The sequence below is a fragment of the Rhodobacteraceae bacterium M385 genome (assembly GCA_025141835.1).
In the GTDB taxonomy this organism is placed as follows: Bacteria; Pseudomonadota; Alphaproteobacteria; order Rhodobacterales; family Rhodobacteraceae; genus Gymnodinialimonas.
Genome location: CP081102.1, coordinates 3,692,501 through 3,717,112 on the forward strand (window position 1 = coordinate 3,692,501; position 24,612 = coordinate 3,717,112).

Annotated in this window: 25 protein-coding genes and 1 tRNA gene (1 of these 26 running past the window's edge); 8 read left to right on the top strand and 18 right to left on the bottom strand. The window is 61.0% G+C overall.

Annotation, left to right across the window (positions count from 1 at the left end):
- From msrP to clpB, 3 genes are all read right to left on the bottom strand, one after another.
- A protein-coding gene (msrP, locus tag K3728_18130; GenBank protein UWQ95550.1) for a protein-methionine-sulfoxide reductase catalytic subunit MsrP crosses the window boundary here: on the bottom strand, positions 1-623 show its 5' portion. The gene continues 283 nt to the left of window position 1, outside the view; the window shows 623 of its 906 coding nt (coding positions 1-623); its start codon is at positions 621-623; its stop codon lies off the left edge, out of view.
- A gap of 170 nt (positions 624-793) precedes the next feature.
- Positions 794-2,284: an FMN-binding glutamate synthase family protein gene (locus tag K3728_18135; GenBank protein UWQ95551.1), complete on the bottom strand. Its 1,491-nt coding sequence runs from the start codon at positions 2,282-2,284 to the stop codon at positions 794-796.
- 225 nt (positions 2,285-2,509) lie between these two features.
- Positions 2,510-5,125, bottom strand: a complete 2,616-nt coding sequence (gene clpB, locus K3728_18140; protein ID UWQ95552.1) for an ATP-dependent chaperone ClpB — start codon at positions 5,123-5,125, stop codon at positions 2,510-2,512.
- A 414-nt stretch (positions 5,126-5,539) separates the two neighbouring features.
- Between clpB and K3728_18145 the strand changes: the two genes are divergently transcribed.
- Complete coding sequence (locus K3728_18145) at positions 5,540-5,737, top strand: hypothetical protein (protein UWQ95553.1); 198 nt, start codon at positions 5,540-5,542, stop codon at positions 5,735-5,737.
- Positions 5,738-5,792: 55 nt separating this feature from the next.
- On the top strand, positions 5,793-6,482 hold the full coding sequence (pyrF, locus tag K3728_18150; protein UWQ95554.1) for an orotidine-5'-phosphate decarboxylase: 690 nt from the start codon (positions 5,793-5,795) through the stop codon (positions 6,480-6,482).
- Between the two features lie 2 nt (positions 6,483-6,484).
- Here the strand turns inward: pyrF and K3728_18155 are convergent, their stop codons facing one another.
- From K3728_18155 to K3728_18165, 3 genes are read right to left on the bottom strand one after another with little or no spacing between them, the layout of a single operon-like run.
- The gene (locus K3728_18155; GenBank protein ID UWQ95555.1) at positions 6,485-7,273 is read right to left on the bottom strand and encodes a hypothetical protein; all 789 of its coding nucleotides are present in this window, start codon (positions 7,271-7,273) and stop codon (positions 6,485-6,487) included.
- A complete protein-coding gene (locus tag K3728_18160) occupies positions 7,266-7,538 on the bottom strand; it encodes a hypothetical protein (GenBank protein ID UWQ95556.1) in 273 nt (90 codons plus the stop codon). The genes K3728_18155 and K3728_18160 overlap by 8 nt, the downstream gene beginning before the upstream one ends.
- Positions 7,538-8,428 carry an SPFH/Band 7/PHB domain protein gene (locus K3728_18165; protein ID UWQ97625.1) on the bottom strand — a complete coding sequence of 297 codons (891 nt, stop codon included), beginning with the start codon at positions 8,426-8,428 and terminating at the stop codon, positions 7,538-7,540. The genes K3728_18160 and K3728_18165 overlap by 1 nt, the downstream gene beginning before the upstream one ends.
- A 125-nt stretch (positions 8,429-8,553) precedes the next feature.
- Between K3728_18165 and K3728_18170 the strand changes: the two genes are divergently transcribed.
- Positions 8,554-9,012 carry a GNAT family N-acetyltransferase gene (locus tag K3728_18170; GenBank protein ID UWQ95557.1) on the top strand — a complete coding sequence of 153 codons (459 nt, stop codon included), beginning with the start codon at positions 8,554-8,556 and terminating at the stop codon, positions 9,010-9,012.
- On the opposite strand, the gene K3728_18175 is transcribed toward K3728_18170, so the two are convergent.
- A complete protein-coding gene (locus K3728_18175) occupies positions 8,992-9,297 on the bottom strand; it encodes a hypothetical protein (GenBank protein ID UWQ95558.1) in 306 nt (101 codons plus the stop codon). The two genes, K3728_18170 and K3728_18175, sit on opposite strands and share 21 nt — an antisense overlap.
- A 95-nt stretch (positions 9,298-9,392) precedes the next feature.
- Between K3728_18175 and K3728_18180 the strand changes: the two genes are divergently transcribed.
- The gene (locus K3728_18180; GenBank protein UWQ95559.1) at positions 9,393-10,685 is read left to right on the top strand and encodes a DNA polymerase IV; all 1,293 of its coding nucleotides are present in this window, start codon (positions 9,393-9,395) and stop codon (positions 10,683-10,685) included.
- A gap of 133 nt (positions 10,686-10,818) precedes the next feature.
- On the opposite strand, the gene K3728_18185 is transcribed toward K3728_18180, so the two are convergent.
- On the bottom strand, positions 10,819-11,676 hold the full coding sequence (locus tag K3728_18185; protein ID UWQ95560.1) for an N-formylglutamate amidohydrolase: 858 nt from the start codon (positions 11,674-11,676) through the stop codon (positions 10,819-10,821).
- Between the two features lie 168 nt (positions 11,677-11,844).
- On the opposite strand from K3728_18185, the gene K3728_18190 reads away from it, so the two are divergent.
- The 3 genes from K3728_18190 (at position 11,845) to K3728_18200 (ending at position 12,636) form a co-directional block, all read left to right on the top strand.
- Positions 11,845-11,919 (top strand) — tRNA-Val (locus tag K3728_18190).
- 238 nt (positions 11,920-12,157) lie between these two features.
- Positions 12,158-12,283, top strand: a complete 126-nt coding sequence (gene ykgO, locus K3728_18195; GenBank protein ID UWQ95561.1) for a type B 50S ribosomal protein L36 — start codon at positions 12,158-12,160, stop codon at positions 12,281-12,283.
- Between the two features lie 203 nt (positions 12,284-12,486).
- The gene (locus K3728_18200; protein ID UWQ95562.1) at positions 12,487-12,636 is read left to right on the top strand and encodes a hypothetical protein; all 150 of its coding nucleotides are present in this window, start codon (positions 12,487-12,489) and stop codon (positions 12,634-12,636) included.
- Between the two features lie 3 nt (positions 12,637-12,639).
- Here K3728_18200 and K3728_18205 read toward each other — a convergent pair whose 3' ends face one another.
- On the bottom strand, positions 12,640-13,179 hold the full coding sequence (locus K3728_18205) for a DUF4329 domain-containing protein (protein UWQ95563.1): 540 nt from the start codon (positions 13,177-13,179) through the stop codon (positions 12,640-12,642).
- On the bottom strand, positions 13,176-14,894 hold the full coding sequence (locus K3728_18210) for a peptidoglycan-binding protein (protein ID UWQ95564.1): 1,719 nt from the start codon (positions 14,892-14,894) through the stop codon (positions 13,176-13,178). The genes K3728_18205 and K3728_18210 overlap by 4 nt, the downstream gene beginning before the upstream one ends.
- Before the next feature lie 231 nt (positions 14,895-15,125).
- On the opposite strand from K3728_18210, the gene K3728_18215 reads away from it, so the two are divergent.
- On the top strand, positions 15,126-15,434 hold the full coding sequence (locus K3728_18215; GenBank protein UWQ95565.1) for a hypothetical protein: 309 nt from the start codon (positions 15,126-15,128) through the stop codon (positions 15,432-15,434).
- Positions 15,435-15,443: 9 nt separating this feature from the next.
- Here the strand turns inward: K3728_18215 and K3728_18220 are convergent, their stop codons facing one another.
- The 8 genes from K3728_18220 to K3728_18255 form a co-directional block, all read right to left on the bottom strand.
- Entirely contained in the window at positions 15,444-16,652 is a 1,209-nt protein-coding gene (locus K3728_18220) for a phenylacetate--CoA ligase family protein (GenBank protein UWQ95566.1), read from the bottom strand.
- Positions 16,653-16,745: 93 nt separating this feature from the next.
- Positions 16,746-17,582, bottom strand: coding sequence for an ABC transporter ATP-binding protein (locus K3728_18225; GenBank protein UWQ95567.1), 837 nt, complete (start codon positions 17,580-17,582; stop codon positions 16,746-16,748).
- A gap of 124 nt (positions 17,583-17,706) precedes the next feature.
- The gene (locus tag K3728_18230) at positions 17,707-18,987 is read right to left on the bottom strand and encodes an ABC transporter substrate-binding protein (protein UWQ95568.1); all 1,281 of its coding nucleotides are present in this window, start codon (positions 18,985-18,987) and stop codon (positions 17,707-17,709) included.
- A gap of 110 nt (positions 18,988-19,097) precedes the next feature.
- On the bottom strand, positions 19,098-20,183 hold the full coding sequence (locus tag K3728_18235) for a branched-chain amino acid ABC transporter permease (protein ID UWQ95569.1): 1,086 nt from the start codon (positions 20,181-20,183) through the stop codon (positions 19,098-19,100).
- Between the two features lie 3 nt (positions 20,184-20,186).
- Complete coding sequence (locus K3728_18240) at positions 20,187-21,173, bottom strand: branched-chain amino acid ABC transporter permease (GenBank protein ID UWQ95570.1); 987 nt, start codon at positions 21,171-21,173, stop codon at positions 20,187-20,189.
- 3 nt (positions 21,174-21,176) lie between these two features.
- The gene (locus K3728_18245; GenBank protein ID UWQ95571.1) at positions 21,177-21,656 is read right to left on the bottom strand and encodes a hypothetical protein; all 480 of its coding nucleotides are present in this window, start codon (positions 21,654-21,656) and stop codon (positions 21,177-21,179) included.
- Positions 21,649-22,467, bottom strand: coding sequence for an ABC transporter ATP-binding protein (locus tag K3728_18250; GenBank protein UWQ95572.1), 819 nt, complete (start codon positions 22,465-22,467; stop codon positions 21,649-21,651). The genes K3728_18245 and K3728_18250 overlap by 8 nt, the downstream gene beginning before the upstream one ends.
- A gap of 81 nt (positions 22,468-22,548) precedes the next feature.
- On the bottom strand, positions 22,549-24,522 hold the full coding sequence (locus K3728_18255; GenBank protein ID UWQ95573.1) for an AMP-binding protein: 1,974 nt from the start codon (positions 24,520-24,522) through the stop codon (positions 22,549-22,551).
- Positions 24,523-24,612: the final 90 nt, after the last annotated feature.

Consider the following 24,612-nt stretch of genomic DNA (forward strand, 5'->3'; position numbering starts at 1 on the left):
AAACGCATGGGCGCGCCGTTCTGGTTGGGGATGTCGCGGCCATAGATGCCCGTCGCCATCATCGTCAGCGGATGCATCGCCTCGTCCAGCCGCAACCCTTCGCGGTAGGGCCATGCCAGAACCGGCACGCGGACGCCCGGCATCTCGTCGGGGCGGTTGGCGGTTTCAAACGCCACATGGGTCGCGCCGGATTGAACGCCGACGCGGTTCAACAGGTCGGCCAGCTCGAACCCGTTCCACGGGACGACCATCGACCATGCCTCTACACAGCGGAAGCGGTAGATGCGCTCCTCGATCTCAACCTCGGACAGAATGTCCTCCATTGAATAGGTGCCGGGGTTATCGACCAAGCCGTCAATCTCTACCGCCCAGGGCGAGGTTGTTAGCGTATGGGCGTTTTCCGAGGGGTCCGATTTTCCGGTCCCGAACTCATAGTAGTTATTGTAGGTGGTGATCTCTTCCCAGGTGTTGGGCTCCAGCGCGTCCTGCGCCTGCGCCGTGCCGCCGATCAGGCCCGCCCCCAACAAGCCCCCCGCGCCTGCCATGATCTGGCGGCGGTTCAGGAACTGATGTTCCGGGGTGACATCGTCATAGGTCAGATTCGAGGTGTAGCGGCGCGCCATAGAAGGTCTCCTTATCCTGCGTTCAGGTATTGATGCCCCATAACTAGCGCCCCACCCAATAGGTGACATGGATTATCACGGAAGGGTTAGACTGGCGTGATCCCCTTGCGCGGCGAGGAAGGACCGACGCGCCTTGGCGCGGCGCAGCCTGAGGAGCCGTCTGCCGGAACTCATTCCGCCGGAAACAAACGGTCCATCGGCAGGCTGCTGCCATCGGGCTGCACCAAACGCACATGCTGTCGCCGCATCCGGCGCGGCTCACTGACACCGACGGAATGGGCGATCACTTCTACTTCCTTCACGATGTTCTTGGCGTAATTGGCCACGCGCACTTTCTTATCCGAGACATCCAACCCCGCTTGGAACCTCGGGTTGTGGGTCGTGATCCCCGTGGGGCACGTGTTCTTGTGGCACTTGAGCGCTTGGATACAGCCCAGCGCAAACATGAACCCGCGCGCCGAGGTCACGAAATCTGCCCCCGCCGCCAACGCCCATGCCACATCGCCGGGGTTCACCAACTTGCCGCTGGCCACAATGCGGATGCGGTCCTTCAGGCCGGCTTTGGCGCGGGCATCGGCCAAAATCGGCAGCGCCTCTCGGATTGACATGCCCACAAGGTCCATCAACGGCATCGGGGCCGCGCCCGTGCCGCCCTCTCCGCCGTCGAGCGTAATGAAGTCTGGCGCGCTTTCGACCCCGCGCTCTTTAATGACCGCAAAGAGGTCCGCAAAAACCTGCGGATCGCCCATGACGGTCTTGATCCCCACAGGCTTGCCCGTGACCCGTCGGATCCGATCAATCAGATCCAGAAGCTCCTCTACATTCGCCGCTTCCCGGTGACGGTTCGGGCTGATCCCGTCCACGCCCCTTGGCAAGCCGCGAATGGCTGCGATTTCCTCGGTGATCTTGGCGGCGGGCAGGATGCCGCCTTTCCCCGGCTTCGCGCCTTGGGCCAGCTTCAACTCGAACATCTTTACCTGCGGTTTCGCCGCCATCTCGGCCAGCATCCCGTCATCCAAATTGCCCTCGGCATCGCGCACCCCGTATTTGGCGGTGCCGATCTGGAACACGACATCGCAGCCGCCCTCCAGATGGTAAGGGGACAGGCCGCCTTCTCCGGTGTTCATCCAACAGCCCGCCGCCTTGCAACCGTGCGACAGCGCGGTGACTGCGGGCTTGGAAATGGCCCCGTAGGACATGCCCGACAGGTTGAAAAAACTTCCCGCCATATAAGGAGTGTCACAATGGGGCCCTATCATCAGCGGTTCCGAGCTGGAAAACTGGTCATCAAGCGGTGGAAACGCCGAGGGCACGAACAGCGGCGTGCCGACCACCGCGATATTCCGGGTAGAGCCGAACGGCAGGGTCGAAGATTTCCCCTCGCCCGCGTGTTTCACCCATTCCCTCTGCGCGCGGTTGAACGGCAATTCTTCGCGGTCCATTGCAAAGAAGTATTGCCGGAAGAATTCCCCAAGGCTGCTGAACAGGCTACGGAAGCGGCCCAAGACCGGATAGTTGCGCCGGATCGCATCGCTGCGTTGGGTCCGGTCGAGGATGAACAACACCACCACCACCAGCGCCATGATGCCGATCACTAGCCAGAAGGCGATCGCCATGGCTTCAAGGAAGACAGAAACGCTCTCCATCGTTGGTAGGTCCATTTCGTATCCTCCAAATTGTCTGCCTCGCACCATGGCCAAACTGCCCGGCCCTTCGCAACCGCTTCAACGGGATTTTGCGCGATCGTGATGTGATCCTGATCGAGTCCCCACGGGACGCTTCACCATGAAAAACCGCCCCGCGCGGAAGGGCGAGGGGCGGCGATTGATATAGCATTGATCTACCCTCTCCGAGCGATTCCGGAGCAGATCGTGGTTTAGCGTTGGTTAATGCACCACAGCCTCATCTGGCTTGGGCCGGTTCGATGGGGCCACGCGGTCGCCCACGATCAACCCATCCGGCCCGGCACTCACCGAGATGTTCGACCCGTCGTGGACATCCCCGGCCAAGATCATTTCGGCCAGTTGGTCCTGCAATGCCCGCTGGATCACCCGCTTCAACGGCCTTGCGCCGAAGACAGGGTCATAGCCCTCATCGGCCAGCCATGTTTGCGCGCTCTCATCCAACGAAAGCTGGATCTTGCGCTCGGCCAGACGCCGCTCAAGACGACCCAACTGGATTTTGACGATCCCGTCCATGTCCTCACGGGTGAGGCGGTCAAAGACGATCATGTCATCCAGACGGTTCAGGAACTCGGGCCGGAAATGCGCCCGCACCGCTTCCATCACGTCGGCTTGCGCTTGGTTCGCATCGGCCCCTTCGGGCAGATGGCTCAGCGCTTGGCTACCAAGGTTTGAGGTCAGCACGATCAACGTCTGCTTGAAATCCACCTGACGCCCCTGACCGTCGGTCAGGATACCATCGTCAAGCACTTGAAGAAGCACGTTAAACACCTCTGGGTGGGCCTTCTCGACCTCGTCGAACAAGATAACCTGATAAGGCCGACGCCGGACCGCTTCGGTCAGAACGCCCCCCTCATCATACCCCACATAGCCCGGAGGCGCCCCGATCAGACGGGCAACGGCGTGTTTCTCCATGAACTCTGACATGTCGATCCGCACCATCGCTTGGTCATCGTCGAACAGATACTCGGCCAGTGCCTTGGTCAGCTCGGTCTTACCCACGCCCGTTGGCCCCAAGAACAGGAAGCTACCCAACGGCCGCCCCTCGTCCTGCAACCCGGCACGCGCCCGGCGGACCGCACGCGACACGGCGCTGACCGCTTGCGTCTGGCCGATCACCCGTTTGCCGAGTTCATCTTCCATACGCAGCAACTTCTCGCGCTCGCCTTCCAGCATCTTGGCCACGGGCACGCCCGTCCAACGCTCCACCACTTCGGCGATCTGCTCGGGAAGCACCGCTTCCTCTACCATCACGTCATCGGGTTGCGCTTCGGCTTGCTCTAGCTGTTTCTCCAACTGCGGGATCACGCCGTAAGACAGCTCCCCCGCTTTACCGAGGTCACCGTTGCGCTTGGCTTGCTCCAACTCTGCACGGGCGTGGTCCAGACGCTCTTTCAGCTCGCGGGCGGATTCAAGTTTATCCCGCTCTGCCTGCCACTTAGCCGTCATCTCTGCCGACTTCTCTTGCAGGCCGCTCAGGTCTTTTTCCAGCGTTTGCAACCGATCTTTGGACGCCACATCGCTTTCCTGCTTCAAGGCTTCCGCCTCGATCTGCATTTGCAGGATCTGGCGGTCCAGCGCGTCCAATTCCTCGGGCTTGCTGTCCACTTCCATCCGCAGACGGCTTGCCGCTTCGTCCATCAGGTCGATGGCCTTATCGGGCAAGAAACGATCCGTGATATAACGGTGCGATAGGGTCGATGCCGCCACAAGGGCGCTGTCGCTGATCCGCACACCGTGGTGGAGTTCATACTTCTCCTTGATACCGCGCAGGATCGACACCGTGTCTTCCACTGTCGGTTCTTCCACCACAAGCGGTTGGAAGCGACGGGCAAGGGCCGCGTCCTTCTCTACATACTTGCGGTATTCATCCAGCGTTGTAGCACCGACGCAGTGCAATTCACCCCGCGCAAGCGCCGGTTTAATCAGGTTCGCCGCATCCATTGCGCCATCGCCTTTGCCCGCGCCGACAAGCGTGTGCATTTCGTCGATGAACAGAATGATCTCACCCGCCGCGGCGGCGATTTCGGTCAGGACGGATTTCAACCGCTCTTCAAACTCACCGCGATACTTCGCACCCGCAATCAAAGCGCCCATGTCCAAGGACATCAGCGTCTTGTTACGCAGGCTTTCGGGCACATCTCCGTTGACGATCCGCAAGGCCAGACCTTCGGCAATCGCGGTTTTACCCACGCCCGGTTCACCAATCAGCACGGGGTTGTTCTTGGTCCGGCGCGATAGCACCTGCATGGCGCGGCGGATTTCTTCGTCGCGACCGATGATGGGGTCAATCTTGCCTTCCCGTGCGGCCTCGGTCAGGTCGCGGGCGTATTTGTTGAGGGCGTCATAATTGTCTTCCGCCGATGCGCTGTCAGCCGAGCGCCCCTTGCGCAGATCATTGATCGCGGCATTGAGGGATTGCGCATTTACGTTGCCCGCATCCAACGCCTCTTTCGCGCCGGATTTGACCATCGCCAAAGCCGTCAGGACACGTTCAACCGGCACAAAGCTGTCGCCAGCTTTGGTGGCGACCTTCTCGGCCTCGTCCAGCACTTTGCCAAGCTGCTTGTCCATATAGACCTGCGCCCCGTCTCCGGTGACGACAGGCAGCTTCGCCAGTTTCGCATCAAGGCTTTCGCGCACCCGTTCGGGGTTGCCGCCCGAGCGGCCAATCAGGTTGGTCGCCAAGCCTTGGTCATCATCCAACAGAGCCTTCAGAAGATGTTCGGGCATCAGTTTTTGGTGGTCTTCGCGTTGCGCAATGGTTTGGGCGGCCTGAAGAAAGCCGCGTGCGCGATCAGTGAACTTTTCTAAGTTCATGGGTCGTTTCTCCTTACATTAAGCGCCCGGATCGCAGCACCCGCTTAAGCGGCATACTGACTGTGGGCCTCGTGCAATTATATGGGAACCGGATGGCGGGTTCGCAACAGGGGAACGATGGCTATCCTTTTCCCCGCGATAACACCCCCGCGTGGCCCCATATCCATAGCAAGAGACGATGTCCCCTTTTCCGTCTCGGGCTGCGCTGCCCTCCCCACACCGGCGCAGCCGACTTAATACGCCGTGGCATTTTCCGCGTGCGTCGGTCCGGGTCGCTGTCTTGGTGTTCGGCGGCCCGGATCATTTACTTGTGATTAAGGGTAAGGGGAACCATATCTCGACATATAGCGTTACCTCCCTACATAGTACCTACAGATGGTGCCCCTCTTGGCCCATTTAGCTGGAGTAATGCTCATGACGACCAATTGCCTTAGCCTCCACCGCGTCGCCTACGACGCTGCTGCCCGCGCCTTCCACGCCGAAGTGCAATATGTGAACGCCACCGGCATTCAGCGCCGGGGCGTCGTTTGGCACGGCCCCCTTACAGCCGAGTTCAAGCGCATTACCGGTGGTTTGCGCGATGCTGCTATAAGCTCGGAAAAACCGGCCTAAGTGGACTTCCCCCCAAGGCCCGTTTAATCAGCGGCAAACTAGGGGGATATGCAGAATGTCGGACGATCGTTTAATCGTGGCACTAGACGTGCCGAACGTAGTGCAAGGCCTCGCGCTGGCCGAGAAACTGGGCGACGCCGTGTCGTTCTATAAAATCGGTCTCGGGATGCTGACCGGCGGCGGGATGGCATTGGCTAATGAGCTGAAGCAAGAACACGGCAAGCGCATTTTCCTTGATATGAAGCTGTTTGATATCAGCGCCACGATCGAAGCCGCCGTGCGCGGGCTGGCGCAATACAACCTCGACTTTCTGACAGTGCATGGGGACCCCCATGTGGTCCGCGCCGCGAAAGAGGGCGCTGCCGGCAGTGACACCAAAATCCTTGCCGTGACCATCCTGACATCTCAGGACCGGGGTGATCTGGACGATTGCCTGATCCGCGACGGCGCTATTCCCGATCTGGTGGTCGAGCGTGCGGGCCGCGCGCTGGAAGCCGGGGCCGATGGTGTCATCTCTTCGCCGCAAGAAGCCGCCATGATCCGCGCCTTGCCTCAGGCCGATGGCCGCCTGATCGTCACGCCGGGCGTGCGGCCACTGGGCTCTGCCTCCGGCGACCAGAAACGCATCGCGACACCGGGCCAAGCGATTGCCGACGGGGCCGACCACATCGTTGTGGGCCGCCCGATCTGGCAACACCAAGACCCCCGCGCCGCGGCGCAGATGGTTCTGTCAGAGCTGTCATGACCCTAACCGTGCGGCGGTATTCTCACCGCCGCCACGTTCTCTGCCGCAAAGCAGATCGCATCGGGCAACCAGAACCGCGCCTCTAGGCTGCGGTGCTGGGTTCCGGCGAAGCCGATCAGGGGCGGCTCCATATTGATCTCTTCCCGGCCCAAGGTGGGATGCGCCATATCCATCAACACGCAAGCCATCGCAGCGATGCCTTCGGGCGTCGCCTCCAGGATCAATTGGTCCGCTTTGGCCGGGGCAAACGCCATGCGATCCGCGTCGTTGCTCCACCCCAAGGCGAAGAACGGGCGGTCCAACTCCTCCACCCGGTGAACCGGGGCCATGTCGCTGCTGGCAAAGGGATGGCGCCAGACCTCTTGTGGCCAATATTCATAGCTGGCGAAGGTGATCGGCGCGGTTTGCTTCAGCTTGTGATCCCGTAGCATCGGCCGCGCGATACGGGCGTAGAACACCTGAACGTGGCTTTCGGGATGGGTCAGGGTCAGCCCCGCCCACTCGCGATCCGACAAGAGCAGATGCATCAACCACAACCCGATGCGGCGGTAGCCCTCGGCATCGGCGACGGCGTTGAAACCGGGGGCCTGATCGACAATCTCGAAGGGCATATCCCCGTCGCCCGCCCACCCAAGGGACCGCTTGAAGCCGGTATCCACCGCAAAGCCATCAAAGACACTGTGGTCGGACAGATTGTCAGGGAAATCAGCGGCCATGAAGATCAGGTCGTCATCAGCCGTCAGCGCCGCCGCCTTTTCAGACAGCGACGCGTATTCATTCAAGTCATTCATTGATGTCGTGATCGAAGTTTTTCACCTGCCCTTGGAAAACGCCCAACCAGCGGCGCAACCCCAGCCAGGCCACCAACGAGCAAAGCGCGAAGACGATTGCCAGGGCGGGGACCGACGTCGGGACGCCCACCAACAACAGCAACGCCACGACGCCCGCGCCGATGCCGAACCCCAACAACACGTAGGACGGCAGCAGGACCTCTCCCACCGCCAGCGCGACCGCGGCCACGCCCCATACCCACCATTGGCTCCAGAGCGGATCCATCACCCACGCCCCTTCAGCATCTGGAACGCCTTGCCAAAGGCATCCACGGCATCAGCGGGCACCACGATGGTGTTGCTGCCTTGGCCAGCGGCGAGGTTGCCGATGGCTTTCACTTGCTCCAGCGCGATGTTGTATTGCACGGCCTCAAGACCACCTTTGGCGATGGCCTCGGCCACAACGCCGGTGGCATAGGCTTCGGCGTCGGCGGTGATCCGGCGGGCTTCGGCCACCTGTTTGGCCTCGTAGAGTTCCGCGTCGGCAGAAAGCTCCACGGCGCGGCGCTGGCCTTCCGCACGGGTCACGGCAGCACGACGCTCACGTTCTGCGTTCAACTGCTGCAACATCGCATCGCGGGTCGCCTGATCAAGGTTCACGTCAAGGATTTCCGCCCGCGTCACCTCGATGCCCCAGTCGTCCACGGCAGATTCGACCTGCTGCTTGATCGAGCTGATCAGGGCAGAGCGGTTCGATTGCACCTCATCAAGGTCCATCTTGCCCATCTCGGCCCGGACGATACCGGCAACCGTGGTGGCAATCGCGCCATCCACATCACGGATACGGTAGACTGTCTTTTCCGGCTCTAGGATGCGGTAGAAGACAGATGTGTCGATCTTCACCAACACGTTGTCTTTGGTAATCGCGTCTTGCTCCGCATTGGGCAACTGACGCTCCAACACCGACACCTTATGGGCAACCCGGTCCAGAAACGGAACGATCAGGTTGATCCCCGGCCCAAGCACCGACTTGAGGCGGCCAAAACGCTCCACCACATATTTTTCGGACTGCGGAACGATCCGAATGCCCAGATAGATACATAGAATAATGAATAGGGCGATTGCGATGGTCAGCACGCCGCCACCACCAAGCCCGCTTAGAATGTCTTCCAGCATGGAGAAAATACCTCTGATTTGATCTTCAGGCTTCATAATATAACGATATGGGGCATTGGCGGCGTTACAGCCAGCCCAAATCGACCTAAGGGAAACCTGCATTTCAGCCGACAAAGGGGCTTTTTATGGCACTTCGCGCCGCAAATCCCGATGATCTCCGGCAGGTCGAGGCCCTTGTTCGTGCGGCCTACACCCCTTGGATTGCCCAGATCAACGCCACCCCCGGCCCGCTGAACGACGACTACGCGGAGGCGATCGCCAATGGCTTGGTACAAGTGTTTGAGGCCGATCGCGGGGTCGAGGCGTTGCTGGTTCTGATCCCTCAACCCGACGCCCTGCTACTCGATAACGTGGCCGTCCACCCGGACGCCCAAGGCAAAGGCCACGGCAAGTATCTGATGGGCGTGGCAGAACAGGCCGCATTGGCCCAAGGGTTTGACCGAATCCGGCTCTATACGCACGAGCGGATGGCCGCCAATATCCGCCTCTATCAACGCCAAGGCTACGCCATTACGCGCCGCGTGACAGAGCGTGGATTGAACCGCGTCTATATGGAGAAACGCCTATCCCAGCCGGATGCGTAAGGGCCCCTTGCCGGGCATCCGCGCAATTTCTCCGCGCACCTCCAACTCCAGCTTCACTGTCACCACGTGCCAGCCGAGTTTTCCCAGGCTCTCCAACTGATCTTCACTTAGCTCGGCCCCCACCGCATCGCGCAGGTCCTTGTTCGCCATCCCCTCTGGCCCCGCTGCGCCCACAATCTTCAAAATCGCCTCGCGCATCAATTCGAACTTCCACGCCGGGATATTGGTGGTCCCGTCGCGCCCTTCCGTCGGCGTACGGCAGGCAACCCTTGGCTCTTGCACCATCTGCTGTCTCCTCCCTTTCCCCGACCCTATCGTTTTTGGCAGGAGCCCGCTTCCCCGATCTTTCGACGCGCCCCGAATGGGCGTATCATCCCCCCATGCCAAGCCTCTGCCGCGATTGCCTAGAAACATTTGACGATGCGCGCCCCCAAGCGCGTCGGTGCCCGGCGTGCCGCTCCCCGCGTGTGGTGACCCACCCGGAACTCTTCGATCTGTCCATCGCCCATATGGATTGCGATGCCTTCTACGCCTCGGTCGAAAAACGCGATAACCCGGAGTTGCGTGACAAGCCTGTCATCATCGGCGGCGGCAAACGCGGCGTGGTCTCCACCGCCTGCTACATCGCCCGGATCAAGGGCGTGCGCTCGGCCATGCCGATGTTCCAAGCCCTGAAACTCTGCCCCGAAGCCGTCGTGGTTCGCGGCCGCATGGAAACCTACGTCGAAGTCTCCAAACAGATTCGCGCCCTGATGGAGGAACTCACCCCCGCCATTGAACCTTTGTCCCTGGATGAGGCCTTTATGGACCTCACCGGCACCGCCCGTGTGCACGGCAAGCCCCCCGCCGCGATGCTGGCGCGCCTCGTCAAACGTATGCGGGAAGAGATCGGGATCACCGGCTCCATCGGCCTGTCCCACAACAAGTTTCTCGCTAAAATTGCCTCCGACCTCGACAAACCCCGGGGCTTCTCGGTGATCGGCGCGGCCCAGACCCAAGACTTCCTGCACGACAAACCCGTGCGCCTGATCTGGGGCATCGGTGCCGTGGGCCAAGCCTCCCTCAACAAGGCCGGCATCCATACCTTCAAGGACCTGCACCGATGGGACCGCCAAGCCCTGCACGACCGTTTCGGCACCATGGGCGAACGGCTCTGGCACCTCGCACGGGGCGAAGATCACCGCCCCGTCAAACGCGACCGGGCGGTGAAAGGCGTCTCAAATGAAACCACCTTCTCCGACGACATCTCAGATACCGACCTGCTCGATGGCCACATCTGGCGCATGGCCGAAAAGGTCTCCGACCGGCTCAAAGCCAAGGAAATCGCCGGGCGCACCGTGACCCTCAAGCTCAAACGCGCCGATTTCAAACTGATCACCCGTCGCGCCACCCTGCCCGATGCGACCCAAACCGCCGACCGCATCTACGCCACCGCGCGCGCCCTCTTCGACCATATGGACCACCCCTCCATAGATTCGCACCGTCCCGGTGTGGGGCCCTACCGCCTTCTGGGCGTCGGCGTCTCGGACCTCGCCCCGCAACACTTGGCCGACCGCGAGGGCAACCTGCTCGACCCGCAAGAAGCCGCCCGCCTCAAGGCCGAACGCGCCACCGATGCCATCCGCAACCGCTTCGGCGCCAACGCCATCCTCAAAGGCCGCGCCCTCCGCTAAACCGCAGCCCATGCCTTCACCTTGGCCATACACCTCCGGGGTAGGCGCTCTTTTCCCCGAAAAGAGCGCCAAGGGGCAGCGCCCCTCCTTCTTAAAAATGAAAATCCGCGTCAGCGGGCAATTCTCTAAAGAATCACTCCGCCGCCAAGGGCACCCGGCCCGGCATCGCGCCAATCACCCGCGCCAGAACCTGCGCGATTGTCTGCTTCATCGCGTCAAAATTCCCGTTGGGCCGCACCATCCGCTCATTCATATAGAGGCTCCGGTCAATCTCGACCTGCACCGCGTGATGGCCCCTCGACGGCCGCCCGTAGCGCTGCGTGATGTAGGCCCCCGCGAACGGCGCATTGCGGCTCACGATCAACCCGGCGTCCAGAAACCCCTGCTCCAACACATCCACCACGTCACCATCAGCCGATGCGCCGAACCGATCACCCAGAACGATCTGCGGGCGAGGGATGCCGGGGCGCGTCACCGCGTCCAAAGCCTCGTGGGGCATGGAGTGGAAATCCAGCAAAACCGCCTGCCCGAACCCTGCCTTCGCCTCACCCATTAACCCGTCCAGCTTGGTATGATAAGGCTCCCAAATCTGGGAAATACGTGCCTCAGCCTCAGCCCTTGTTAGCTTTCCCCGGTAAATCGCGCGTCCGTTGGCCACCACGCGCGGCACCACGCCCAGGCCCGAATTGATCCTTGGCGACTGCGCGCCTCGGGCCACGCCTTCTACAATCGACGGGTCCAACTCATTAGCCGCTCGGTTCAGATCAAGGTAGGCACGGGGCCATTCCGCGGCCAGCAATGGTGCCCCCAATGACGGCGCATCGGCCACTAAACGGTCCACAAACGCATCCTCCGAAGACCGGATCACCCGCTCATCCAGCACCGATGCCGCCAAAAACGTCGGTGCGTAGTAGCGCCCGGAATGGGGCGAGGCGACCACAACAGCACTGGTTGTTTCGCGCGGCAACTCAAGACGATAAGCGGGGTGCATGGGTGCTCCGGCCACAAAAAGACAGCTCTCAGTATAGCTTGAGTTTTTGCCCCTCCAAAAGCCCTTGCGCGTGGGGGGGCAACCTTTTATACGCCCACTCACCCACGCGGTCCCCGCGCCCGGTCTATGTCGTCAGACTAGCCCAAACGGCGCGATCCAAAGGGGTAAGGGCGATTAGCTCAGCGGTAGAGCACTTCGTTGACATCGAAGGGGTCACTGGTTCGATCCCAGTATCGCCCACCAACCGCGACTTTTCTTCTGAAAAGTCTGCGGCGGCTGCATTTTTCTTAGAAAAATGTCAGCTTACCAAGCACGATTTTTCTTGAAAAAATCTGTGCAGCCGAGTTTCGACTTTCTGCAAGAAAGTCTGAAATCGGAAAGACGACAAGGACCATCACGGTCCGCCAAGAATTCACCGGACGCCTCGCGCGTTCAGACCGAAACCAGGCGCAGCTGACGCGCCGCGACGAAGGAGAGACCCATGAAGGTCAAGAACTCACTCCGCTCGCTCAAGAACCGCCACCGCGATTGCCGCGTTGTGCGCCGTAAGGGCCGCGTCTACGTCATCAACAAGACGCAGCGCCGGTTCAAAGCCCGTCAGGGCTAAGGTCATCTGAGCGACCCAGAATTTAAAAAGCCGCCCCTTTCGGGCGGCTTTTTTCTTGGCCAGCCCCTCCGCCAGACTTGCCCCTCCTCCACGCTGTTCCGGCTGCAAACCGCCAAAACCAAGGGGTCAGGTTCTCCGCCATATCCCCACGGCTCCGGCTTCGCTAAAAAGCCTCAAGACACGATCACCGAAAGGCCCGCGCCATGACCCTACGCCCGATTCTCCTTGCTGCCCTTCTGGCCGCGGCTCCTGTGGCTGCCTTGGCGCAAAACGCGCCTGCCTGTGATCCTTCCACCACCTCTTGCCCCAGCCCCACGGCGGGCGGCACAGCGGGTGTGAACGTCGATCCCTAGGCTCTATCGCCCCTCGCGGGCCTGCAATTGTTGCAAGGTATAGCTCTGCGCGATTAGCCCTGCGTCACCGGGGATGAACGCAGGGTCCTGCCCCATACACCCCAACCCGCAGAGCTGCACCGCCACGGCGCGGCGATAATCCACGTACCACAATCGCCCGCCGGGCGTGGCGATATAGCCGTTCACCCCTTCGGCAATGTCGCCGCGCATATCGTCGGTGCTTGGCACTTCGCTATCGGCGCTGCGGTCAAAGCCCGCGTGGGTGTGGAAACTGGCGACGATCTCTACAAAGCGGCGCTCGTCGGCGCGGCTCAGGCAGCCCCAACTATCTCCGCGCGTCACTTCCGTTGCGGTCAATTGGCCGCCGGGCAGGCGCCCGACATAGCCACAATACTCTCGATTTTCGGCGAAGCTGCGCGCTTGCAGTTGCAACAACGCGCCACGGGCGGCGGCCAGTTCAGCGGCATCTTGGGCCGAGGCTTGGCTGGCCGCCAAGGGGATCGTGGCCGCAATCGCTGCGGCCACCAAAGAGGGCAATTTCACTCAACGACTCCGTTCAGTTGCAAGATGCCGCCCACGGTTTCAGCCAGCAGACGCACCACAACGTTCTGGGCGAGATAGCCGGTCACGTCCATCCCCCGCGCTTGCTGGTAACGGCGGATGGCGCGGCGGGTGCGGTCATCGAAACGGCCATCCACTCGCCCCGGCTCCAGTCCCAGAACCTGCAAGCGCTGCTCGATGAGAGAGCGGGTAACAGGCGGCAGGTTCAGCGCTGCTTCGCGGGCCTCCAGTTGCGCGATCTGCTGCGGGGTGAAGCCACCACCGTTGCCGGTAAGCTGGTCAATCCGCCCCTGCGCTTGCTGCCGGAATGCGCCATTGGGGAAGTCGTTCAGGTAGCCACGATAAGCGGGCACGGTATCGTTGCCACGGGCCACGTCCCATGCGGCGCGGTCTCGGGCTTCGGCCTCGGCGCGGGCGGCGCGTTCAATCTCGTCCAGACGCGCTTCGGCCTGCTCGGCGAATAGCCCGTCAGGATAGCGCTCCAGATAGGCCCGCAATCCGCCTTCGGAAACGCCCTGCCCGGTCACTTGCCAATAGGCACGGTCCGCCCGTTCGCGGGCTTCACGCGCCTCTTGCGCGGCCTCTTCCAGCTCTGCGGCGCGAGAAGCAGCTTGCTGCCCCAGCGTGTTGACTTGCTCACCAGTCAGATAACCCGTGACGGAAAACCCACGTGACGACTGCCAGCCGCGGATCGCATTGCGCGTGCCGGTGCCAAAGATTCCGTCGATACCGCGCGTGTCGTATTCCAGGATCGACAGGCTGCGCTGGATTTGCTGGCGCTGGTTGCGGGTCAGGCCCAGGGCTTCCTCCGCCGCGCGGGCGATGGCGGTTGGGTCATTCTCAAAGGCATTGACCCGCGCTTGGGCGTCAGCGGTGTAAAACCCGTGGGGATAGCGCGTCAGGTAGGCGCGGTAAGCGCCCAGTGTATCTAACTCTACCGCCGCGTTCCAAAGGGCGATTTCATCGGCACCGGGCTGCGTCGGGGTTTGCGGAACCGTGGGCGGCTGTTGCGGCCCGGGGGCGGCAGTGGCCGCGGGGAAATACGGCACCGCAGAGGATAGGAACCCAAAGGCCCGCAGGTTGCCCACATCCTGCACCGCCTGTGCCAGATCAGTCCCCTGCACCAGCAAATGCGCCGTGGTGAAGCTGGCCAGATCCGCCGGATCGCCCGCCAGAACGGTCACGCCTTGGGGCGCTTCAATGCGCCCGACGCCCGCCCCAAGGCCGGCGCCCAGATCAATCCTGCGGCGCTCCAGCCCCAGCATCACGATGGATCGGCCCGGCGCGTTGGCGGCAACCTCCATCAGGACCGAAACACTCAGCCCATCGCCCCCCACCGTCGCCAGAGAGGTCTCGTTCGCTTGCGACCCAACCAGCCAACTATCGCTATCGGAGCGGGCGAAATGCCCCACGGCGGCAATCAGTATGCGCTCGTCCTCTCCGGCTTCCAGCAGCCGCGACAGGCCTTCGCGCAGGTCCCTCCCGTCGCCATCGGTCACGGTAATCACGTTGAACCCCGCATCCAACAGCCGCGAGCGGAGCTGCTCCACCGGCTGCGCGTTTCGCAGGTTTTGCGCGTGGCGATAGCTATCGTTCACCATCAACAGCGCCGTATCGGCATGGGCCAGCGGCGCGGTGAAGCTGCCAATCAACGTCGAAACAAGCGCCGCATATAAGGCGTGAGGGCGTAAAAGCATTTGGAACAATCTCCGGTTCAGAATCGTTTAACTGCTGAACGCTACCACGGTCTTGCGCCGTTAACGGATAACGAAACACCCGGAACGGGCCGAAAATGGCCGTCATTCAATAGCAAACGGCGCTGAATTGCCGAAAAACACACGTTGCCGCGATGAGGCCTAGTTTGCACGCCGCAAGCCCCCATCTAATGAAGCGAAACAAACCACTCGCCCTTTAAGGAGGAGCCGACGATGTCCAGACTATCCTTTGCCGCCGCCTCGACCCTGTCCCTCGCCGCAATGCTTCCCGCCGCGCCCGCTTCGGCACAGTTTGAACAGCAAAGCGTGCAGTTCTTTCTGGCGGCCGACAGGAACGGGGATGAGCGGTTAACCTTGGACGAATTTCGCACCTTCATTCGCCTGATGGCCGACGCAGGCGCACCGATGTCGGTGCGTATCGACCGGCTTTCCGCGTTCCGTGTCGCGTTCTCTCGGGTGGACGCCAACGGCGACGGCCTCGCCACGCCCGAGGAACTCCGCGCCGCCGAAAGCCAGAACTGATCGGCCCTCTCAGTCGTAACTGCGCTGGTCATCGATCACCTTGCCATCATTAGGCAAGCTGCCGGGGGCCAGCACCTCAATACTCCCGCTAAGCTTCAAGGTGGCTTTCACCGCCTCGGCCAGCGTTGCCTCATCGGCGCCCGTGCCTTCCACCTGCACATGCATCACGTCTTTCTCGCCCTCCCGGCGCGCAATGACACGGGCTTTCTCCACACCAGTCTTGGCGACCAGATCGGCCACCTGTTCAGGGCGCACAAACATGCCCTTGATCTTCGTCGTCTGGTCGGCGCGTCCCATCCAACCCTTGATCCGCTTGTTGGTTCGCCCGCAGGGGCTCTGCCCCGCCATGAAGGCGCTCAGATCGCCGGTGGCAAAACGGATCAGCGGGTAGTCGGGGTTAAGAGAGGTGACCACGACCTCCCCCACTTCGCCCTCTGCCACTGGATCTCCGGTGCCGGGGCGGACGATCTCCACGATCACCCCCTCGTCAAGGATCATTCCCTCCATCGCCGCGCTCTCATAGGCGATGTTGCCCAGATCCGCCGTCGCATAGCATTGCAAACAAGCAATCCCCCGATCCGCATACTCCTGCCGTAGCGACGGGAACAACGCCCCCCCGCCCACTGCCGCGCGGGTGAATTTCAGGGTCTCGCCCATCTCCTCGGCTTTATCGAGGATCACCTTCAGGTAATCCGGCGTGCCCGCATAGGCGGTGCAGCCGATGTCCTTGGCGGCGCGCACCTGAAGCTCGGTCTGTCCCACGCCCGCGGGCAGGACGGCGGCGCCCACGGCCCTTGCGCCACTTTCAAAGATCATCCCCGCCGGGGTTAGATGATAGCCAAAACAGTTCTGGACGATGTCCCCCTGTCCGATCCCCGCCGCGTGCAGGAAACGCCCCATCCGCCACCAATCGTGGCTGACGCCTCCGGGCTCATAAATCGGGCCGGGGGATTGGAACACATGGGCCACATTGCTGACCGCCATGCCGCCGAATGGCGGGTTCTCGGCCTGCCATGCCACCAGATCGGACTTCCGCAAAACCGGCAGGCTCGCCAGTTCATCCAACGAGGCCAACGCGCCGCCGGCTGCCAGGCAGCTGCCCTCAGCCTCGCGCACCTTGGCCAATTGCGCGTTCACGGCGACCAATTGCTCTGCCTCTCGCAGGTCTGCGCTGCGCGTCTCTAGCGTATCGAAATGCGGCTGGCTCTTGTCTAGCATTTCCTTGGTCCTTTCACGCGCACCCTCGGGCGATCACATCTGTTCGGCAAAATGGCAGTCGGTGTCTGGCGCAGTACGCCTGCGCCCATCGGCTCAGCTCAGCCAACGCTTGCGGCGACGGTACGACCGGACATCGCGGAACGACTTGCGGCCATCATCCGACATGCCAAGGTAGAACTCCTTCACGTCCGGGTTCTCTCTCAACTCCGCCGCAGGGCCATCCATCACCACGCGGCCGCTCTCCAGAATATAGCCGTAGTGGGCAAACCTCAGCGCCACGTTGGTGTTCTGCTCGGCCAGAAGGAAGGTCACGCCCTGCTCTTCGTTCAAGCGCTTCACGATGCCGAAAATCTGCTCCACCAATTGCGGGGCAAGACCCATGCTCGGCTCGTCCAACAAGATCGTCTCGGGCCTCGACATCAACGCGCGGCCAATCGCACACATCTGCTGCTCACCGCCCGATGTATATCCGGCCAGCGACGTGCGACGCTCCTTCAGACGCGGGAAATACTCATAAACAAGGTCCAAATCCGCCGCGACCGCCCCGCGCCCATCCTTGCGCGTATAGCTGCCCGTCAGCAGGTTTTCCTCAACCGTCAAATGCTCAAAGCAATGGCGCCCTTCCATGACCTGGATCACGCCCCGCTCCACCAGATCCGAGGGGTTCAGGTCCTGCACCTTCTCTCCGCGATACGAAATCGCGCCCTTGGTGACCTCCCCGCGCTCGGAATGCAGCAGGTTCGAAATCGCCTTCAACGTCGTTGTCTTGCCCGCGCCATTGCCCCCCAAAAGCGCGGTGATCCCGCCCTTGGGCACCTTCAACGACACGCCCTTCAGCACGAGGATCACGTGGTTGTAGATCACCTCAATATTGTTGACCTCCAACAGCGTCTCCGCCTGTGCATCAACATCAGTCACCTGATCCAACATCCCGCTCGTCCTTGTCCCATCGGATGCGCGCGGCGGCCTTTCTGGGCACCACCCGCTCCTTCATCTTGGCAAATACAACTCAATTCCGACGGCGACCCAAAGCGCCGCCGCCGGAGTTTTCAGATCAGCTCTCGCCGCACTGAGACGCGATATCGTTCTCAGCCGCATATTGCGCGGAATCTTCCACGATCAGCGGATCAATGACGCTATCATCGGGGGCGATAAAGTCAGTCAGCGTGACCCACTGGGAGCCGTCCCACTGCTGCATAATCGCCATGCCGCTGCCACCGTGGTTCTCGCAAGAAACCGAGAACTCAGGCCCAATACCGGGCATGCCCAGTTCTTCCATACGCGCGCTGGTGATGTTCAGCGCTTCCATGCCGTCGCGCATCATCGACGCATCGATGTCGGCCACACCGTGGATTTCCTGCGCCGTGGCCGCCGCTTCGGCTGCCAACATCGCCGCATACATGCCACGCGTATAAAGCACGTTGCCCAGGTTGCTGCCGTCGCCCGCGTTCAGACCGGCGTCGATCACCATCTCCTGAATTTCAGCAAACACAGGCATATCGCCCAAACGGTTCATGTTCAGGGAACGGTAGCCCGCGGCATCTGCGCCCGCAGATTCAACGTCATGATCGGCACCGGCCCACCAGTTACCGATAAAGTTCTCCATCGGGTAGCGTGTGTTGATGGCTTCCTGAATGGCAACCTGGTTCATCACGCCCCAGCCCCACATCACGACGTAATCAGGACGCTCCCGGCGGATTTGCAGCCACTGGTTGCCCTGCTCTTGGCCCGGGTGATCCACGGCCAGCTGAGTCAGTTCAAATCCGTGCAGTGCGCTCAACTCTTCCAAGGTGCGGATCGGTTCCCGACCATAGGCCGAGTTATGATAGAGCAGCGCGATGGTCTGCCCCTCAAGATTGCCGTCGTTCTCTGTCAACAGTTGGTTCACGATCACAGACGCCGCATCCCAGTAGTTGCCGGGGTAGTTGAACACATGGCTGAAGACGTCGCCGTTGGCGGCAGAGGTCCGGCCGTAGCCCATCGTGTGAAGCGGAATGCCATCCGCCGTCGCGCGCGGGATCAACTGGTAGGTGATGCCCGTGGACAGCGGCTGATACACCAACGCGCCATCGTCGCGGGTGCTCTCGTAGCACTCAACGCCGCGCTCGGTGTTATAGGCCGTCTCGCATTCCTCGACGCGGGTCATCACGCCGCCGATGCCGCCATCGCGTTGGTTCAGCAACGTCATGTAATCCTGATACCCATCCGAGAACGGGATCCCGCCCGCCGCATAAGGCCCGGTGCGATAGCTGAGGTCGGGGAACATAAGATCCGCCATCGCGGGTGTGCCCGCCACCATCGCGCTTGTCAGCGCCAGCATTGTCAGTTTCTTCATCGGTCATTTCCTCCCATGGATTTCATCCGATTATGCAAATCCCCTAGCCTCCCAGCTTTGGGGTCGTCGATGGCTGTTCCCTGATAGCGCCCCCCGAAAGAGGCGACTGCTCAATGGGGGAACGGCCACAATCTCAATTTCTCTTTCGCCAGCGCCCAAAGACGCGCCAATCCGTGTGGCTCTACGATCAGGAAAAACATGATCAGCCCGCCCACGATGACAAATTCGAAGTGCGTAGCCAGCGCCGTGTCCCATCCCAACGCGCCGGACATGAAGTTGCGCAGCATCACCGGCAAGATCACCATAAACGCCGCGCCCGCAAAGCTGCCGAAGATGCTGCCAAGCCCGCCAATGATAATCATGAACAACACAAGGAAGCTCTTGTTGATGCCAAAGGCCTCGCCCACTTCCACCGCGCCCAGATAGATCGTGAACAACAGCGCCCCCGAAATACCCACGTAGAATGACGACACCGCAAAGGCCGTCAACTTCGCCTTCAGCGGATTCACCCCAATGATCTCTGCCGCGATATCCATATCCCGGATCGCCATCCACTGCCGCCCGACGGACCCGCGCGTCAGGTTGCGGGCCACCCATGCCAAAACGAAGGCGAACAGGAAGCAGAACATATACTTCGCCCAGCTCTCGGCATTTGGCCCGGTCACGGCGATGTTGGTGAAGTAAAAGAAATCTCGCTCAGGCGCGGAAATCTGCCCCGAGGCCGAGTAGTTGTAGAACCACGGCACCTTGTTGAACAGCCACACCAGAAAGAACTGCGCCGCTAGGGTCGCCACCGCCAGATAGAACCCCTTGATCCGCAGGGACGGCAGGCCAAACGCCACGCCGACCATCGCCGTCATAACGCCCGACAACAACACGACGGAAATCATGTCGAGCCCCGGAAACGCCGTCATCAGCTTGTAGGACGTATAGGCCCCCACCGCCATGAACCCGCCGGTGCCCAGCGATACCTGCCCGCAATAGCCCGTCAGAATGTTCAGCCCAATCGCCGCGATCGAATAGATCAGGAACGGGATCAGGATCGAGTTCGCCCAGTAATCGTTCAGGATGAACGGAATAACCAAGGCCCCGACAACCAACACAAAGTAGTAACGATAGCGATCAAACAGGATCGGAAACGTCTGGTTGTCTTCGCTGTAGGACGTTTTGAAATCGCCCGCTTCCCGGTAAAACATGCCTCAGACCCTCTCGATGATTTTTTCGCCAAACAGGCCCTGTGGCCGGAAGACGAGGAACAAAAGCGCCAACACATAGGCAAACCAGTTTTCCGTGGCCCCGCCGATCATCGGACCGACCGAGAATTCAAACAGCGCCTCTCCGACGCCAATGATAAGCCCGCCGACAATCGCGCCGGGGATCGACGTGAAGCCGCCCAGCATCAGCACCGGCAACGCCTTCAGCGCGATCAAGCTAAGCGAGAACTGCACGCCAGATTTGCTGCCCCACATGATCCCCGCCACCAGCGCGACGATGCCCGCCAGCGACCAGACCAGAACCCACACGTAGTTGAGCGAGATGCCAACGCTCAGCGCCGCTTGGTGATCGTCCGCCACCGCCCGCATCGCCCGGCCATTCTTGGTGTATTGCGAATAGGCAATCAGCCCCATCACAAGAATCGCGGCGATCAGCGTGGCGGCCATATCAAGGTTGTCGATGAAGAAGCCGTAGCCAAAAATCTCGAATGTGGTGATGTCGATCCAATCGTTGATCCCCTGCGGCAGCCCCACGTCGAGGTTGCGAATCTCGCTCCCCCACATCAGGTCGCTCACGCCTTCAAGGAAGTAGGCCAAACCGATGGTCGCCATGAACAGAATGATCGGCTCTTGGCCCACCAGATGTTTGAACACGAAGCGCTGCACCAGATAGGCGAAGGCGATCATCACCACGACCGTTAACAAAATCGCGCCCAGTGCGGGCACATGCCAGCCGAAGTGGTGGATGTCGGTGCCGAAGATCTCGTTAATCAGATGCGCGAAAGGCACCCTGCCGTCCTGAATGCCCACCAGCGTCATCGCCGCAAACAGCGCCATGACCCCTTGGGCATAGTTGAAGATGCCGGACGCCTTGAAGATCAAGACGAACCCCAGCGCCACCAGCGCATACATCACCCCGGTCATCAGCCCGTTGAGCGTGACTTCCATCGCAAAAATTAACTGGTCAGGCATGTCTCAGCTCTCCAAATTCGTTTCAATGACGGTCAGATGCATTGGCGTGGCTTCCCGGTCGATTTCGATCTCTAGGCGCGGCTCTCGCAGCGTCGTCGTTTGAAGGGTGTAGGGTTCTCGGTCGATGCGAATGTAATCGCCCGACGCAACCGCCGCTTCGGCCCAGGGCGCGACTTCCGCCTCAATCGGGCCGTTGATGGCGCAATATTGGACGACCGCACCGGGCAAGGCCCGTTGCAACTCCCATGCCGCGTCGTCCGGGCGCCATGTCTCCCACGCCGCGCGGTGCGGGACGCGGGTCAGCCCGGTCACATCGGTTTCGCGGACCTCCAGCATCGGCGTCAGGCAACGGGCTTGGAACGCCTCGAAGCCGCCTTCAATCTGCGCCGAGGCCGGGGCCGCCAGCGCCAACGCGGCGACAGCCGCCGTATGCACGAAATGTGCGCCCCGTGTGTACAGAATGTGTACAGCCGATTCAGTCATGGGCCACGCCCAGATACGCGTCGATCACTTCTTGGTTGTTGCGCACCTCATCGGGCGTGCCGTCACCGATCTTTTTGCCGTAATCCATCACCACGACGCGGTCGGAAAGGTCCATCACCACGCCCATGTCATGCTCGATCAAAACGATGGTGGTGCCGAACTCATCATTCACGTCGAGGATGAAGCGCGACATGTCTTCTTTCTCCTCCACGTTCATGCCCGCCATAGGCTCGTCCAACAGCAGAATCTGTGGCTCTGCGGCCAAGGCGCGGGCCAGTTCGACGCGCTTTTTCAGGCCATAGGGCAAGCGGCCAACGGGCGTTTTGCGGATCGCTTGAATCTCAAGAAAATCAATAACTTCTTCAACCTTCGCGCGGTTCGCAACCTCTTCCTTCTCGGCCTTTCCCCACCACTTCGCTTGGCTCAAAAGGCCCGCGTTCATGTGATTCAAACGCCCGGTCATGACGTTGTCGAGAACGCTCATCCCCTCAAACAAAGCGATGTTCTGAAACGTGCGCGCGATGCCTTGGCGGGCCACTTGATAGGGCCGCATCGAGGGCCGCTGCGCCCCGCGATACATCACTTGCCCCTCTTGCGGATGATAGAAGCCGCTGATGACGTTCAGCATCGAAGATTTCCCCGCCCCGTTCGGCCCGATGATGGCCCGAATCTCGCCTTCGCGCACATCGAACGAGATGTTCTTGATCGCCTCAACCCCCCCAAATCTAAGGGTAATTTCGCGCATCTCCAAAACCACAGGCCCAATCTTGCGCCCATCTGCGGTCACGTGACCTTCTGCCTGATCAAGCATTCTTCAAATCTCCGACCCTGTGGGATGGTGGGTGGGGCGTCGTGCGTTCAGCACGCGCGTTTTGCGCAGCAAACCCACCCATCATTCCGCCGCCATTTGGGCGTTGCCCACGTTAACTGTCGCCGCATCAATGATCTGCAAAGTGGCCGTGATTTTGCCCTTCCGGCCATCCTCATAAGTCACTTCCGTTTCAGTGTATTGCTCTGTTTTTCCACCATAAAGCGCGTCCAGAAGGTCCGCGAACTTCTCTTCCACGATCCGTCTACGCACCTTGCGTGTACGGGTCATTTCCCCGTCATCGGCGTCCAATTCCTTGTGCAACACAAGGAACCTAGAGACCTGGCAATGGGCCAGCATCGGGTCTTCGGCGACCGATTTGTTAACCGCTTCCACATGCCCCTTGAGCGAGGCCAGAACCTGCGGATGCCCCGCCAATTCCTGATAAGACGCATAAGCGATATTGTTGCGCTCGGCCCAGTTGCCCACGGCGCTCAGATCGATGTTGATGAAAGCGGTGCAGAACTCCTTTTCCGCCCCAAAAACAACGGCTTCCAGAATATCGGGGTAGAACTTCAGCTTGTTCTCCACAAACTTCGGCGCAAACAGTCCGCCCTGGGCCATTTTGCCCACGTCCTTGGCCCGGTCGAGGATACGCAGATGCCCCGAGCCTTCTTCGATAAAGCCCGCGTCGCCGGTCGCGACCCAGCCTTCGGGGTCTTTGGTCGAGGCGGTGCTTTCGGGGTTCTTGTAGTATTCCACAAACGTGCCCGGAGAACGATAAAACACCTCTCCATTCTCGCCGATCTTCAGTTCAACTCCCGGCGACGGCACACCAACCGTATCGGGACGCACTTCGCTATCGGGTTGCTGGGTGATGAACACGCTGGCTTCGGTCTGGCCGTAAAGCTGCTTCAGGTTGATGCCCAAAGCTCTATAAAAATCAAAGATTTCCGGGCCGATGGCTTCGCCCGCAGTGTAACCCACGCGCACCCGGCTCATGCCCAGAGTGTTCTTGAGCGGCCCGATCACCAGAAGGTTGTCCATCGCGTAGGCCAGCTTATCTGCACCGCTCACGGGTTTGCCGTCCAGGATCTTTGGACCCGTTTCCTTGGCGCGTGCCATGGCCCGGTCAAACAGGCGCTTCTTGAAGCGGCCCGCGTCTTCCATACGGATCATCACGCTGGTCAGCAGCGTCTCGAACACGCGCGGCGGGGCGAAGAAATAGGTTGGCCCAATCTCGCGCAGGTCGGTCATCATCGTTTCCGCGCTTTCGGGGCAGTTGACGCAGAAGCCCGTCCAATAGGCCTGCCCGATGGAGAAGATGAAATCCCCCACCCAAGCCATTGGAAGATAGGCCAAAACCTCATCCTCCATCCGCAGGTCGTCGAATTCACACGACGCTTTGGAGGTCTCGATTATGTTGCGGTTTGACAGAACCACGCCCTTGGGCTTGCCCGTGGTGCCCGAGGTATAAAGCATCACACAGGTGCTGTCGTAGGTCAGTTCGGCCTCGCGGGCCTGCAATTCTGGCAGCAAACGCTGACGCTCGGCGCGGCCTTCGGCCTGCACATCTTCCAGCGCGTTCATCATGGTTTGGTCGTATTTGCGCATCCCGCGTCGGTCCACGTAGATGATCTGCTCGATCCCTTGCAGGGTCTCCTGCGCCTCGATCACCTTATCGACTTGTTCTTGGTCGCCCCCAATCACGAAGCGGGCACCGCAGTGCTCCAACACGTAAGTCATCTCTTCCGCGACGGCGTCTTGATACAGGGGCACCGGCACGCCGCCGGCCATTTCAACGGCAACGATGGACCAATACAATGCAGGGCGGTTCCGGCCAATGATGGCGACATAGTCGCCCCGGTTCAGGCCAAGGCCGATCAACCCAAGGGACAGCGCCTCGATCTCTTCCAGCGCTTGGCTCCAGGTCCAGCTTTGCCAGATGCCGTATTCTTTTTCGCGGTACGCCGCACGGCCCGCGAATTCAGCCGCATTGCGGCGCAGAAGCGCAGGCACGGATTGCAGCGCGCCTGTCGACGGTTTTGTATCAGCCAAACTATCCTCCCTTCGCCGACCCTCCCGGTCGACGTGTGCCCAGTGCGCCCTCTGACGTGGAGCGCTACGCAAGCAGCACCACCGTGCCAC

Coding starts and splice junctions, on each gene's coding strand:
- K3728_18200 (UWQ95562.1), top strand. CDS start 12,487: ATGACCCTACGCCCGATTCTCCTTGCTGCCCTTCTGGCCGCGGCTCCT.
- K3728_18235 (UWQ95569.1), bottom strand. CDS start 20,183: ATGTTTTACCGGGAAGCGGGCGATTTCAAAACGTCCTACAGCGAAGAC.
- ykgO (UWQ95561.1), top strand. CDS start 12,158: ATGAAGGTCAAGAACTCACTCCGCTCGCTCAAGAACCGCCACCGCGAT.
- K3728_18240 (UWQ95570.1), bottom strand. CDS start 21,173: ATGCCTGACCAGTTAATTTTTGCGATGGAAGTCACGCTCAACGGGCTG.
- K3728_18175 (UWQ95558.1), bottom strand. CDS start 9,297: ATGGTGCAAGAGCCAAGGGTTGCCTGCCGTACGCCGACGGAAGGGCGC.
- K3728_18250 (UWQ95572.1), bottom strand. CDS start 22,467: ATGCTTGATCAGGCAGAAGGTCACGTGACCGCAGATGGGCGCAAGATT.
- K3728_18230 (UWQ95568.1), bottom strand. CDS start 18,987: ATGAAGAAACTGACAATGCTGGCGCTGACAAGCGCGATGGTGGCGGGC.
- K3728_18145 (UWQ95553.1), top strand. CDS start 5,540: ATGACGACCAATTGCCTTAGCCTCCACCGCGTCGCCTACGACGCTGCT.
- pyrF (UWQ95554.1), top strand. CDS start 5,793: ATGTCGGACGATCGTTTAATCGTGGCACTAGACGTGCCGAACGTAGTG.
- K3728_18210 (UWQ95564.1), bottom strand. CDS start 14,894: ATGCTTTTACGCCCTCACGCCTTATATGCGGCGCTTGTTTCGACGTTG.
- K3728_18220 (UWQ95566.1), bottom strand. CDS start 16,652: ATGCTAGACAAGAGCCAGCCGCATTTCGATACGCTAGAGACGCGCAGC.
- K3728_18225 (UWQ95567.1), bottom strand. CDS start 17,582: ATGTTGGATCAGGTGACTGATGTTGATGCACAGGCGGAGACGCTGTTG.
- K3728_18160 (UWQ95556.1), bottom strand. CDS start 7,538: ATGGATCCGCTCTGGAGCCAATGGTGGGTATGGGGCGTGGCCGCGGTC.
- K3728_18155 (UWQ95555.1), bottom strand. CDS start 7,273: ATGAATGACTTGAATGAATACGCGTCGCTGTCTGAAAAGGCGGCGGCG.
- K3728_18245 (UWQ95571.1), bottom strand. CDS start 21,656: ATGACTGAATCGGCTGTACACATTCTGTACACACGGGGCGCACATTTC.
- K3728_18170 (UWQ95557.1), top strand. CDS start 8,554: ATGGCACTTCGCGCCGCAAATCCCGATGATCTCCGGCAGGTCGAGGCC.
- K3728_18215 (UWQ95565.1), top strand. CDS start 15,126: ATGTCCAGACTATCCTTTGCCGCCGCCTCGACCCTGTCCCTCGCCGCA.
- K3728_18185 (UWQ95560.1), bottom strand. CDS start 11,676: ATGCACCCCGCTTATCGTCTTGAGTTGCCGCGCGAAACAACCAGTGCT.
- clpB (UWQ95552.1), bottom strand. CDS start 5,125: ATGAACTTAGAAAAGTTCACTGATCGCGCACGCGGCTTTCTTCAGGCC.
- K3728_18165 (UWQ97625.1), bottom strand. CDS start 8,428: ATGCTGGAAGACATTCTAAGCGGGCTTGGTGGTGGCGGCGTGCTGACC.
- K3728_18180 (UWQ95559.1), top strand. CDS start 9,393: ATGCCAAGCCTCTGCCGCGATTGCCTAGAAACATTTGACGATGCGCGC.
- K3728_18135 (UWQ95551.1), bottom strand. CDS start 2,284: ATGGACCTACCAACGATGGAGAGCGTTTCTGTCTTCCTTGAAGCCATG.